12 protein-coding genes and 1 pseudogene are annotated in these 12,694 nt (G+C 57.6%); 6 read left to right on the top strand and 7 right to left on the bottom strand.

The window, feature by feature from the left end; translation table 11 throughout:
* Positions 1–2: 2 nt before the first annotated feature.
* From EV586_RS03930 to EV586_RS03920, 3 genes are all read left to right on the top strand, one after another.
* Positions 3–218: a hypothetical protein gene (locus EV586_RS03930; protein WP_132943742.1), complete on the top strand. Its 216-nt coding sequence runs from the start codon at positions 3–5 to the stop codon at positions 216–218.
* Positions 215–1,333, top strand: a complete 1,119-nt coding sequence (locus EV586_RS03925; protein ID WP_132943741.1) for a M20/M25/M40 family metallo-hydrolase — start codon at positions 215–217, stop codon at positions 1,331–1,333. The genes EV586_RS03930 and EV586_RS03925 overlap by 4 nt, the downstream gene beginning before the upstream one ends.
* Positions 1,334–1,471: 138 nt before the next feature.
* Positions 1,472–3,445, top strand: coding sequence for a methyl-accepting chemotaxis protein (locus tag EV586_RS03920; protein ID WP_132943740.1), 1,974 nt, complete (start codon positions 1,472–1,474; stop codon positions 3,443–3,445).
* Between the two features lie 49 nt (positions 3,446–3,494).
* Here the strand turns inward: EV586_RS03920 and EV586_RS03915 are convergent, their stop codons facing one another.
* Together EV586_RS03915 and EV586_RS03910 are read right to left on the bottom strand one after the other, a co-directional pair.
* Positions 3,495–3,719, bottom strand: a complete 225-nt coding sequence (locus EV586_RS03915; protein ID WP_165898216.1) for a DUF1450 domain-containing protein — start codon at positions 3,717–3,719, stop codon at positions 3,495–3,497.
* Between the two features lie 112 nt (positions 3,720–3,831).
* On the bottom strand, positions 3,832–4,071 hold the full coding sequence (locus tag EV586_RS03910; RefSeq protein ID WP_132943738.1) for a hypothetical protein: 240 nt from the start codon (positions 4,069–4,071) through the stop codon (positions 3,832–3,834).
* Positions 4,072–4,169: 98 nt separating this feature from the next.
* Between EV586_RS03910 and csaA the strand changes: the two genes are divergently transcribed.
* The 3 genes from csaA to EV586_RS03895 all read left to right on the top strand — a co-directional run bounded on the left by csaA (position 4,170) and on the right by EV586_RS03895 (position 5,733).
* On the top strand, positions 4,170–4,502 hold the full coding sequence (csaA, locus tag EV586_RS03905) for a chaperone CsaA (protein WP_132943737.1): 333 nt from the start codon (positions 4,170–4,172) through the stop codon (positions 4,500–4,502).
* A gap of 1 nt (position 4,503) precedes the next feature.
* A complete protein-coding gene (locus EV586_RS03900) occupies positions 4,504–5,406 on the top strand; it encodes a DMT family transporter (RefSeq protein ID WP_132943736.1) in 903 nt (300 codons plus the stop codon).
* Positions 5,407–5,472: 66 nt separating this feature from the next.
* A complete protein-coding gene (locus EV586_RS03895; RefSeq protein WP_132943735.1) occupies positions 5,473–5,733 on the top strand; it encodes an NAD/NADP transhydrogenase alpha subunit in 261 nt (86 codons plus the stop codon).
* A 60-nt stretch (positions 5,734–5,793) separates the two neighbouring features.
* Here EV586_RS03895 and EV586_RS03890 read toward each other — a convergent pair whose 3' ends face one another.
* The 5 genes and pseudogenes from EV586_RS03890 to EV586_RS03870 all read right to left on the bottom strand — a co-directional run bounded on the left by EV586_RS03890 (position 5,794) and on the right by EV586_RS03870 (position 12,647).
* On the bottom strand, positions 5,794–6,948 hold the full coding sequence (locus tag EV586_RS03890; protein ID WP_132943734.1) for a Ger(x)C family spore germination protein: 1,155 nt from the start codon (positions 6,946–6,948) through the stop codon (positions 5,794–5,796).
* Positions 6,945–8,384, bottom strand: coding sequence for a spore germination protein (locus EV586_RS03885; protein WP_243652929.1), 1,440 nt, complete (start codon positions 8,382–8,384; stop codon positions 6,945–6,947). The genes EV586_RS03890 and EV586_RS03885 overlap by 4 nt, the downstream gene beginning before the upstream one ends.
* Positions 8,353–9,453, bottom strand: a pseudogene (locus EV586_RS03880) (endospore germination permease); the annotation flags it as partial. The gene EV586_RS03885 and the pseudogene EV586_RS03880, both read right to left, overlap by 32 nt.
* Before the next feature lie 164 nt (positions 9,454–9,617).
* On the bottom strand, positions 9,618–10,580 hold the full coding sequence (locus EV586_RS03875) for a Gfo/Idh/MocA family protein (RefSeq protein ID WP_132943731.1): 963 nt from the start codon (positions 10,578–10,580) through the stop codon (positions 9,618–9,620).
* Positions 10,581–10,625: 45 nt separating this feature from the next.
* Positions 10,626–12,647, bottom strand: a complete 2,022-nt coding sequence (locus EV586_RS03870) for a metallophosphoesterase family protein (RefSeq protein ID WP_132943730.1) — start codon at positions 12,645–12,647, stop codon at positions 10,626–10,628.
* Positions 12,648–12,694: the final 47 nt, after the last annotated feature.

Here is a 12,694-nt window from a genome sequence, read left to right as displayed (position 1 = left end):
CCATGGCACAGGACCGATTTGACGTGACGTTCATCCGCGGGCCGCGCGATGTGTCTCCGTGGCGCCGCGCCGCCCGCGAGATGACGCTCGGCACGCGTCTGCAGACGGAGGAAGCTGCTTTGCAGGCGCGCTCCGGCTACCGCGAGCAGCGTGATGAGATCCATACTGAGAAATTCCCCAACGCCACATATTTCCGGAAAGGCAGGAATTCCAAATGATCCAAGTGAATCGTGAACGACTGATCCAAGAGTTTATGGAACTGGTGCAAATCGACTCCCTGTCCCGCGATGAGCGGAACATGGCAGACGCGGTGACCGCGAAGCTGAAAGAGCAGGGCGTGGAAGTGGTGGAAGACAACGCCGGCGAGCGCATCGACGGCAATGCGGGCAACCTGATCTGCACGATCAAAGGCGACCCGTCGAAAAAAACGATCCTCTTCACTTGCCACCTCGACACGGTTGCTCCGGGCAAAGGCATCAAGCCGCAATTGCTCGAAGACCGTATCACGTCCGACGGCACGACGATCCTCGGCGCTGATGACAAAGCTGGCATCGCCGGCATCCTGGAGATGGTGCGCGCGTTGAAAGAGCAGAACCTCAGCCACGGCAACATCGTGCTGTTCCTGACCGTCTCCGAAGAGACCGGTCTGCTCGGTTCCCGCCATGCGGACTGGAGCAAGCTTCCGCATGTCGATATGGGCTTTGCGTTCGACTCCAACGGCCCGATCGGCAAAGTGGTGACGAAGTCTCCGTCGCAGGCGCGTCTTGACATCGTGATCAACGGCCGCCTGGCACATGCCGGCGTCAACCCGGAAGCGGGCATCTCGGCGATCAAGGTCGCATCGGCTGCCATCTCCCGCATGAAGCTTGGCCGCATCAACGAAAACACCACTGCGAACATCGGCTCCTTCCACGGCGGCGAAGCGACCAACGTCGTCTGCGACCGCGTGGAGATCAAAGCGGAAGCGCGCTCGCTCGATCCGGCCGAACTTGATGTGCAGATCGCACACATGAAAGAGACGTTCGAAGCGACCGCAGCCGATTTTAACACCACGGCAGAAGTGACGGTCAACAAGCTGTACCACAACCTGCGCCACGAAGAAAGCGCAGAAGTGGTGCAAACGGCGTTCAAAGCGATCAGAATGCTGGACATCGAGCCGAGCACGATGTCCTCCGGCGGCGGTTCGGACGCAAACGTGCTGAACGGCCGGAACATCCCGACGGTCAACTTGGCGATCGGTTATCAAAAAATTCATACCGTCGAAGAGTTCATCATGCTCGATGATCTCGAAACGGCAGCCAAACTGTTCATCGCCGTGACACAAGCGGTCTAAGCGAACTTTTTCCTACCGGCACCGTCTTTCCTAAATCGGAATAGACGGTGTTTTTTGTTGGTTAAACAGGTAAATCGACACATTTCGTCAAATTGTAACATTAGACAGGGAAAGAAAGGATTGGGGAAGGCTTTGAAATTGAGAACGAAGACGTTTGGCATGCTGCTGGGTATGGCACTACTTCCAATGATCATCATGGGCAGCGTCAATAACTTCGTCTCGTCGCAGGCGCTGGAATCGATGCAAGAATCGGCAGTGCGGGCGGCGGAAGAGACGACGGTGCAGATGATCGAGTCACAAAAGCGCTCTGCGATGATGCTGGCTGAACAGGCGGCGCTGAACAAGGAGCTGATCGCTGCCGTCGATGCGGAAGATCGCGCGAAGATCGCCAAGATGATCGACCCGCTGTTCGAAGTCTTGCAGCAGAAGGGCATTTCGGTGCTCGAAGTTGGCAACGGGATTGGCGTCGTCAAATACCGCGGCCACAATCCGCAGAAATTTGGTGATAACAAATACCACGATCCGGTCGTATCCATTTCGCTCATGAAAGGGATTCCCGTCGCTTCGGTTGACGAGGACAGCACCGGCCTGACCGTGCGCGGCGTCGCACCGATCAAGGATGGAAATGTTGTCCGCGGGTCGGTAATGGCCGGCTTCAGCACCAACCTCGACTTCGCGGAGCGGTTGAAACGCATGGTTGACGGTGAAATCGGCATCTACAGCGCAGTGGATCAAGAGCTGCTGGTCTCCACCATTCCGGGTGAGCAGGCCGGGTTGACAGACACCGCGCTGATCGAGAGCGTGATGAATCAACAGCAGCCGTACCGCACGCAAGGGGAAGTGAACGGGGTCCCGTACGATTTGGTGTACCTGCCGCTCACCGATTATGACAATTTCAAAACGCTCGGCGTACTGCGCATCGCCAAGTCGCGCGAGGCGATCGTCGCCGCCCAGCAGGAGAGCGCGCTCGACACGCTGGGGCTCGGTCTTATCGTCATCGTCCTCGCCATCTTGACTGCCATCTTCAGCACGAACTCGATCGTGCGACCGATGACGGCGGTGAGGAACGGATTGCAGCGCGCGGCAGGCGGTCATCTGACACCGGCCGACAAGGTGAAGGCGTCAGGCGAACTCAAGCAACTACATGATCACTACAACGGGATGATTCAGAACATCGGCGAACTGCTCGCCACCGCCAAAGCGACAGCCGCCCGCGTTGCCGGTTTGACCGAGTCGCTGTCGCAAGGCAGTGAAGAGGCGTCGGCCGCAGCCGGGCAGGTTACGCAGGCGATCGATGCGGTCGCCACCGGATCGGATGCGCAAAACGATGCGCTGCAGCGCGCCAACGACCGCATGCGCACCGCGCTCGGGTCGCTGGAGCAGATTCAAACGCGCGCAGCCGGGCTGAGCGAATTGGCCGACGAGGTCGAAGAAGCGACCGGGGCCGGCCGCCGCACGATGGTCCAGACCCGCGTCGAGATGGACTCGATCCAGGCGCAGGTGGAGCAGACGGCAGCGACGATGAACCTGCTAGGCGAACAGTCGCAAAAGATCGGCCATATCGTCGATCTGATCGGCGGAATCGCCGGCCAGACCAACCTGCTGGCGCTGAACGCCGCCATCGAAGCGGCGCGCGCCGGGGAGCAGGGCAAAGGGTTTGCGGTCGTCGCCGATGAGGTGCGCAAGCTCGCCGAGCAATCGGGGAAAGCGGCCCAAGAGATCGCATCGCTGATCCGCGGCATGCGCGAACAGGTCGACGTGAACATCGCGGCGATGCAGCAGGGCCTGACTGTCGTCGCCGCCGGCAGACTTGCCGTCGAGAAGTCGGAGCAGGCGTTCCAGATCGTCGGTACGACGCTCGACGAAGTCACCCGCGAGATCAATGAGGTACACCGTTTGACCAACGCGGCGGCCGACGAGACGAGCGGCGTCGAAGCGGAATTCCAGTCGATCGCGGCCGTCTCCGAACAGACTGCCGCTTCGAGCCAGGAAGTGGCGGCGGCGATCGAAGAGCAGGAAGCGACGCTGGCCGCGCTCGCCGAATCGATGCAGGAGCTCGCGCTGCTCGCCGAAGAGCTGAACCGCGAGGTCGCCCGCTTTACATTTGAATAATCGCTATAGCAAATGCAAAAGCACCTGTCGCTAGACAGGTGCTTTTGTATCAATTGCCTTTGGCAGACTGCAGCCCAAGGATGATCTGATGCAGCAGCTGTTCGGCGGAAAACGCTTCGATCAGCACGCCGTCGAGGATGGCGAAGTAGCAGAGGAAACAGCCGGCGCAGCGATTCAGGCAGGAATAGACCATTACGTCCGCATCGGGAAATGTGATGCGCAACTGTTTGATCAGTTTGGCAGACTCGTTTGTCTCGCAGATCTCGATGACCATCCCATCTCCTCCTCCCATCTATCTTCGCGCATCCGCACCCTTGGCGTCAACGCTGACCAAGCCTCGAAGTTTGCAAAAAGACAGGATGCCGAGCCGACACTCTGTCCCTGTTTTATTTAATGGGCTTGCGGGGTTCTATCACGGTAAAAACGGGATGGTCAATCACGGCGCCGTTTAATTCATAGACGAGCACCGTATCGGCCGCCGGCACCGTTTCTTCCACATAATGCTGGTTCGGGCAGGCCCGATAGCGACCGCCAAAGCCCGTTTCTGACGGTGTGCTGAGCAGTTTGACACTGCAGTACGGGCACCGTCCGGTCAGCGGTTTCCAAAACCTCTTCCATGGATTCATCGTGATCACCCATTCACTTGTGGTAAGATAAGGAGAGTTGTCACAGTATACGTGCTGACAGGGAGATGGGTTCCTGTTCCGCAAATGGGGGAAGAAGTATGGCAACCTATGATGATTTTCAACAGCTGGACCTGCGCGTCGGCACCGTCCTGAAGGCGGAAGCGTTTCCGGAAGCGCGGGTGCCGGCGATCAAGATGGAGATCGATTTTGGCGAAGAGATCGGGATCAAGCGTTCCTCGGCGCAGATCACCGTCCGCTATACGCCGGAGGAGATGGTCGGCCGCCAAGTGGTCGCGGTCGTGAACTTTCCGCCTCGCCGGATCGCCGGATGGTCCTCGGAAGTGCTGGTCATGGGAGGCGTGCTGCCGGAAGGGGATGTCGTATTGTTGAACCTCGACCACCCTGTGCAAAACGGCACGAAGATCGGCTGAGATGCAGCGGCTGATCGGAGCGCTCTGTTTGGCGGGTGCTGCCGCGATCTGGGGCGGCACCTATGTGGTATCGAAATACGTGCTCGCCTTCGTGCCGGCTTTGACACTGGTTGTCGTGCGTTTTGTGATCGCGGCGCTCGTGCTCTGGCTGGCGCTTCGGATCAGCGGAGGCGAGAAGGTGCAGCAGGGAGACTGGGGCAAGATCGCCCGCTACGGGCTGGTCGGCTATACGATCTCGATTTCGACACAGTTTATCGGGACGCATCTGTCCACCGCTCACATGGGCGCGGTGATCACGTCGGCCTCCCCGGTCTGCATCGCTTTGTTCGCCTGGCTGTTGCTGAAAGAAAAGCTGTCCTTCCAAAAAATCGGCGCCCTGCTCACCGCCACGCTCGGCGTGCTGATCGTCATCGGCACCGACCATGGTGAGGCCGGCGGCAGCAACCTGCTCGGCAACCTCTTTCTCGTCATCGCTGCGGTCACCTGGGGGCTGTACTCGGTGCTTGGCAAGGCGCTGACCGAGCGCTACTCAGCGCTGACCGTCACTTTCTGGGCGACCGTGTTTGGCGTGCTGTTTACGCTGCCGCTGGCAGTCGGGGAAGTCGCGCGGGAAGGCTTTTCGCTGCCGTTCGGCGACCCGCTGGTCGTCATGGGCATTCTGTTCCTCGCTATCGTCTCAACCGCCGTCGCCTTTTTCCTGTGGGCGAAAGGGTTTGAGCTGATGGAGGCAGGCACGGCCGCCTTGTTTTTCTTTGTCCAGCCGATCTTCGGCACGTTCCTCGGCTGGCTGTTGCTCGATGAGCAATTGACACCGTCGTTTCTGGTCGGCAGTCTCTTGATTCTGCTCTCTGTAGGAATTTCGATGCGCGGCGCCGAAAAGAAGAAGGAAGCGGCTGCCATGTAGCGGGTATGGCTCAGGGCAATCGTTGGGCAGACTGTAGGAAGATCGAAAGGAAGGTGCTTGATCGTCATGGCAATGAACGTACTCAAGGTGTATACGAAAAATATCGAGGTCTTTTCCGACCTGTATGCCGGACTTGAGAACCTCAACCTTTCCGAAGGCCAAGAGACCGAACTCGAAGGAGTCAAGGTCAGCGGCGGCGGACAGGTGGAGGAAGAATATGTGGATGAGATGCGTGTCAGATTGGACGTGGCCGTGCTGAAAATCAAACGGCAGAACGTCACGATCCTCCAGCACGGCGACATGTTTGAAGTGCTGATTCCGGCCTAGACGTTTCGCCATTGCAACAAACCCCTTCTAGCAGCGCCGTCTGCCAGAAGGGGTTTTTCGTTATAAGTTCGTTTTCATCTGCAATTTCCCGGTACCCCGCAGGCTCACTTTCACGTCAATCTTTTCGAGTGTCTGCTTCTCCAGAACAAGGTCTTGACCTTGCGTGAGCCGCTGCCAGAGCTTCGGCTCGGCTCGATACAGCGTCTCTTCTAAACCCAGCACATCGGTTTGCATCTTCACTCCTTCCAGAAAGAGCTCGCGCACTTCTTTTTCAACCTGCTGTGCCGCCAGTGCGGTCAGTTGATGCTCACTTTTATACTCCAGAGATTCGACGAGTTTGCCCGCTGCCTTGATCGTGACGGTGAAACGCGGCTTGCCGTCTTGCATACGAAAGGTGGTTTTCCTGTCGGGTTTGATCAGGGAGAGCGATGCGACCGCTTTTTTGCCTTCAAACAGACAGACGGTTGAGCGGATCGATTCCTTTTGCACCCAGCGCAGTCCTTTGACTTGATCCGGCTCCAGCGTTCCTTTGTATTTTTTGTTTTTAATAAATCCAACTCCATCCGCTTCCATCACCCGATGATCTTTCATATTTCTCCGCCATCGCGTGTCATTGACTTTGAGGTAGGGCAGGACAATCGTGCATGACGGCTCTTCCAGCCGCTTGATAAATTCACGCAAACTGATCGGAGCGACGTCCGAATTTTGATTGTAGGTATCATGGGGATTGATGAAACGGGTATACAGCGACGAGATGTGCAGGAGCGGTGTGGCGGTCAGCACCTGCTCGATCGAGTCGCGCGTGGCAAACAGGGACTGCTCAAAGCGAATTTCCGGATACCGCACATAGGCGTCAAACAATTGATCATAGCGCCCGTGTTGCAACACCCTTTCACTGAGCAGAACGCCTTTGATATGCGCCCATGAAATGCGCTGCTGGACCGTCAGGAATAAGTTATCGGTCGAAGAGTCGACCGTGTGGCCGTAACCCCGACCGACCCAGACTTCTTCCGGGGTTCTGGTGCCGGTGGTGGTCTTGCCCAGATTGGCAAAATTGATCACTTGCGCATAGGCAGAATAGACGTCTTTTTGGTAGTCAAATCCGAGAGCATTGATGTAGATGACCTGCTCCAGCTCTTTGGCATCCCAGCAGCCGACAAGCAGGACCGCGAGCAGCCCCGGCCACCAGCAGCGGAACCTGTGGACTCGCTTCATTCATTATCGCCTCCTGCCGTTTCATCTTTGACCTGAAGATTCTTGGGACGCGTCCGCATTTCGTGCCGAGGAAGAAAGAGGAGTGCACCGAACAGCTGACGCGGGCTGCTGTAGTTGAACGAAGAAAGATACGGCACACCGAAGTATTCGAGATTGGCCAAGACGATCAACATGCCGATAGCAAAGAGCACAACACCGTAGATGCCCAGCACCGAGCTGACGAACAGCGCCATCAAGCGAATCAGCACGGCTGTGCCGGTCAGAGAGTGGTGAACCAGCGTCGAAGTGGCGACGACCGAAGTGGCGACGACGACGACCTGCGCAGGGGAGGCAAGTCCGGCGGAGATCGCTGCATCGCCGATGATCAGGCCGCCTACTACCGAGAGCGTTTGCCCCACTACTTTTGGCATCCGCGCGCCAGCTTCCCGAAACAGTTCAAAGAGGAAGAGCATGAGGAAGGATTCCATACCGGCGGGTAAAGGAACTCCCTGCCGGGCGATCGTTAGTGTGGCCAGCATGCGGAAGGGAATCTGATCCTGATGGTGCACCACCATCGCCGTCCAAAAAGCGGGCAGATAGATGGCAAAGAACAAGCCGAACAGCCGAATTAATCGCTCGAACATCACGAAGACGGGGGCGACCCGGCTGTCTTCAGCCGTCTTCAAGACAAACAGCAAGTCGACAGGCGCGATCATGCAGGTCGGTTCACCATCCATCAGGATGACGAAGCGGCCATTCATCAGCGAGTCGGCAGCAAAATCAGGTCGGCCCGAATAGACGAACACGGGAAAAAAGCGGTAGGAGGAATTGCTGACCATTCTCCCAAGCGCTTCCAGACTGGGGAGTACGTCGATATCAATTTGTTTGATTCTCTCCCGCACTTGGCCGAGCACGTCATCCCGTGTCATGTCGGTGACATACATGAGAACCACGGGTGTCTTGGTCCTTTTTCCAAGATGAAACGTCTCGTAGGTCAGCGAAGTTGTCCGCAAGCGCTTGCGAATCAGGGCAATATTGGTTTGCAAATCTTCAATGAACCCGTCGCGCGGTCCGCGAATCGACACCTCGGTGTTCGTTTCTTCCACATTCCGTTTGGGCCGTTTGGGGACGGGCAGTTCATAAAGCTGGCCGGACTGCACGTGAAAAAGCAGCAGGCTTCCGTTAAACACTTTCTGTTCGGCCAGATCTTCATCCCATTCGATCTGGACAAGCGAAAAGAGAGACGTTTCGCCTGCCGGTGTTGCTTGGAATCCAAACTCTTCAAGGATTTGAAGCATACGAGGGATGATGATGTCATCGATCCGCTTGATGTCGCACAAATTCTCACAATAGATCAAGTCGAGCTCTTCTGTCATCCCTCCCGATCCGGCTCGAATCGTGCGCACGATCACGTCGGGGCAGCCTTCAAACAGCTTTAGTATGTTTTTCTTCCTCATCACGTTGCGGCATCTCCTTCTTCGCAAATAGGGCAACGCCACCGAGCATGACCGACAGGCCGAGAAAGCTAAATACCATGCCGGGCAATACGTACGCTGTCAACAGATGCAAGTATTGAGGATCGCTGACCGGGAGTACGCAGATCAAGAGCGCACCGGTTCCCAAGCTGATGAGCAGCCAGCCACGAACTTTTTTGGTTTTTTGTTCCGTCAGGCGAAACAGCTCAAGAATGAGATAAAAATGAAATGACAATCGCACGTACGCTCCTGTGATCCACTGATAGATCGACAAAAAGTCGGTGTGTTCCACGTAGTCGCCGAGCTTTACCAGACGCCATTCTTCATAGGGTGGAAAGCGAAGTTCTGCCGTTCCGTTCGGTCCAAATTCCATGATGGCTCCGATCAGCGGTCCGACGGTCAGTCCAAACAGGATCACGGACAAGATAGACAGCCCTTTGGTCAGTGAGCCGATTTGTTGCAGCCGATGCTGCAATAACAGAATCCAGAACAGCTCGCCAAATCCCGCCATTTCAAAAAACGCCGCGTTCCCAACCGGACCCAGGCCCTGCGCAAGGATAGGGGTGAGCATGGCCGCTTCTTTGTTGCCGCTGTTGGCAAAGGCGACAAAAAAACCAAACAGCATGACAAATGGGAGCAAGAGAGAAGTGGTCTTGCGCACCGAATAGATCCCATGGTAGGCGCTGTATAAGCAGATGAGCAACAGGGAAGACCCCAGTACGAGCAACGGCGTATTAATCATATAAATACCTTTCGTCCACTGCAGCAGTTCGAACAGCGTACTCACTGCGTTGACAAATAGCAAGGCGGACATGAACGCGAGCAGGCCATATGCCACAGCCCGTCCCGTCGTTTTCTGCAGCCATTGCGCTAGATGGACTCCCCGCATCCGGCGCACGATAAACACAAGTAAAAAGATCCACACCAGTGTGAACCCTAAAGCGGCGAGTCCGCCCAGCCATGCATCACGGCCAGCTTTTTCCACCAGCACGCGAATCAGCGTGACATGGTTGAGCAGTCCGGTTGACATCATGTACACCATCGCCACTTGGAAAAGCGTTAACGTGCCCTTGGATGCCGTAGCCCCATCTGCAGCTCACCCCGATCTCAGCTTCGTCGGGGTTAGTTTCCACGCAAAGGTTGAGATTTATTCCCAACAGAAAAAGCTGACGTGCGCTTCGCGGCGACGTCAGCTTGTGGTCGGAATCTCTTTTTCTATTCTTCCGGGTTGCGCAGCGACTCCAGAATCTGCTGCACTTCATAGCCGGAGCGGAAGTCATATAATTCGGACGGTTCGCCTTTCAAGGCGAGCACGAGGTTCTCGATCACCGTTTTGTGCGGTTCGTCTTCGAAGAGCAGCGGTTCGACCGCTTCGCCGACGCGTCCGCCGTGCAGCCGAGACCATTCGGTCATGCCGAGCGTCCCGTCTGCGCCGTACAAAGTAAACGCGACACGCTCCGTGCCGGCGATCTGCGAGAGGCCGTCGTAGAGAATCGGCGTGCCGTCTGCCAGTTCGAGTTTGGCCAGAATGCCCGTTTCGGCAAGCGTCTCGTCGGCCGGAAACTCCAGCGTTTTGCTGATCACCTGCACCGGGCCGAACAGCGTTTGGATGAAATGAATCCAATGCGCGCCCGTCTCCATCACGAAACCGCCCTGTTCGCGGCCGCCCACCCAGTCATTTTGCTGCCAGCCGCGGGGCCACTGCGGAAAATGCGTCTGGATCTCCAGGCGGCGCAGCGTGCCCAGATAGCCATCTGCGATCAGGCGGCGCATCTTGACGGTCGAGGGGGCATAAGGCAGCGGGAAGTTGATCGCGGTGATCACCCCGGCTTGTAGGGCCGCTTCCATCATTTCTTTCGCTTCTTGCAGCGAGTTGGCGAGCGGTTTTTCGCAGAAAAGGTGTTTGCCTGCCGCCAGCACGTCGAGCGCGATGCGGTGATGGTACTTGGGCGGCACGGCGATGTAGACGAGGTCGAGATCCACATCCTGCAACATGGTTTTGTAGTCGGTAAACCACGGAATGCCGCCCAACTCCTGCGCTTTTTGCATGGCGAGGTCTTCGCGCACATCGGCAACTGCTGCGACGCGAAGCTCCCCGTTTCTCGTAAATCCCTGAATCAATCGTTCGCCAATCGCGCCAAGGCCGATCACGCCGACGCGGAAAGGTGTTGTGGTCATCACGCTTCCTCCACTCCGTTCTAAATTCTGATATCCAGCTCAAGCTTACCAGTTGATGGCGTTTTTGATAAGAGCATCCTTGCTGCGGAGCCTGCCTTTTTTCGGGAAGAGCAGCCGGAGTTCGATCTCAAGCGCTGCTTCGGACACATGCACCAGACCGAGGTTGTTGTCGCCGCGCATCGGGGTGACATAGGCGCGCCGTTCTTCGAAGTCGGGCTCCGTCTCGATCCCCCTGCTGCGCAGCTCCGTATCATCGACCAGAAAAGGGCCGTCCGGCGATGCTGCACCGCCAAAGACGGCATGGGAATAATCCTGCAATTTTTCGGCGACGGTGCTGAGCACAGGGAAGTTCGCCGCGATGTTGCGCAAGGGCGGGATGCGCCAGCCGAAGCGCCGCGAGGATTGCCGGAGCAGTTGTCCCGCCTTGCTGCTCAGCTCCACAAAATCGGTGATCGCCGAAGAATTCTTCTGCGCGGAAGAAGTCAATTGCACTATCGGAAGCGCTGGGAACCGATAGTCATGGTACACAGCTTGCACGGCAAACGAATAGTGCACATCGCCCGATAAGAAGAGCAGACGGGACGGAGCGAGCTCTTCGGCGAGCAACGTCAAAAAGTCAAACCGTCCGCCCGGATGGGCATGCCACGCTTCCACGTCGGGCACGTAAGGGCCGGTCAGCTTGCCGATCTGCTGCAAGCACCATTCCGCCTCCTCGTAGCCGTAGAGGGGAGTGGGCGAGATGATGATCATCGGGTGCCCTTGCTGAAAGCCGCGCTGCTTGCAGAGGGCGGGCAGCGCCTGCAATTCGCTGCGGGACAGCAGGCGGCAGGGTCCGTCCTCCGAGTCATAGCCGCGCTGAGTGCGCGTATCGAGCACCAGCGTGAGGGGAGTGCCCGGTGCTGTATAGCTCCAGCCGCGATGCGTCCAGAGCAGTTTGTCATACTCCCGGGCGGAGCGGTCTGCATCAGCATCTGCCCGGCCGGTCAGATGCGACTGCAAGGTCTGCAAAAAGGCGTCGTCGAAGCGATCCGGGTCGTTGCCCCAGCCTTGAAACACAAAATACGCGGCGAGTCCGTTGGCGATGATCCGCCGCCCGGCAAGCGAGGAAAAGACGCGGCTTTGCCAGCGGTCGTTCAAGTTCCAGTCGTCTGTGATCTCGTGGTCGTCAAAGATCATGTAGGTCGGCACGTTCGCCAAAGCCCGCCGTACGGCAGGAAGCCGGTCGCGAGCTGCCGTCAGCCGTTTGATTTCCTCATCGGAAACTCCCGAACGGTCGGCACGAAGTTCGGATGGCCACACATCGCGGTTCCAAGCCAGCAGATACATCGCCGCATATTCGCCAAAGGTGAGCAGGTGATGGTCGGCGTGACTGGAGGTGAAATGCGCTTGCTCCCGGACGAGTTTCGCCCGGCCGCCGACCGGGATCTCAGGCATTGAGGTGTCAAAGCCGGGGATCTGTTCCTCCCGTCCGACCAGCGTGTTGCCAAGCTCCGTCAAATGGGGCAGTAGCGCTGCCGACACATCATCAGCATAGATTTGATCCCCGGTCAGATACAAAGCGCTCGGTCGTTGCACAGGATCAGAAACGGTCGCTGCGATCGCTTCATCGGCCGCCGCCAGCGCGTCTTCGCCCTCGCCGTGCAATTTGCGGCAGGAACCGAATAAAAAGGACAGCGGGGGCTGTTCCCGCAAGATAAAGCTCGGCAGCGGCACCTCGTCATAGGTGATCGCAGCGGGCCCGTGCAGCAGGCCAAGGTCTTTCAAACGCAGGCCGTCGCGCTCCTCAGGCGAGTGACAGAGCTCCAGATCGTAGGCCAGCAGTTCATCGGTGGGAAAGGCGCCCCGCACCGGGGTGATCGTGACCAGTGTGATATGCAGCTGATCGCCAAACGGGAGAGTCTGTACGCGGCCAGAACCGATTTTGCGGGGACGGGTCAAGTCGCCTTCTTCGAAGCGGAACACTTCGCCCGTCACCCAAAACGGTTGAGAGGTGGCCAGCCAGATCGTAACACCGTGTCGGTCAGCCCGACGGAGGATCGGACCTGCTAATACTCTTCGCAACAGCATGATATGCTTCGCCTCCCGCCCCTTACTTCTCCCCTTCGGCCGCTTAT

The sequence above is a fragment of the Tumebacillus sp. BK434 genome (genome assembly GCF_004340785.1).
GTDB lineage: Bacteria > Bacillota > Bacilli > Tumebacillales > Tumebacillaceae > Tumebacillus_A.
The sequence above is the reverse complement of the archived record's forward strand: the minus strand, read 5'-3'. Positions and strand labels throughout refer to the sequence as shown.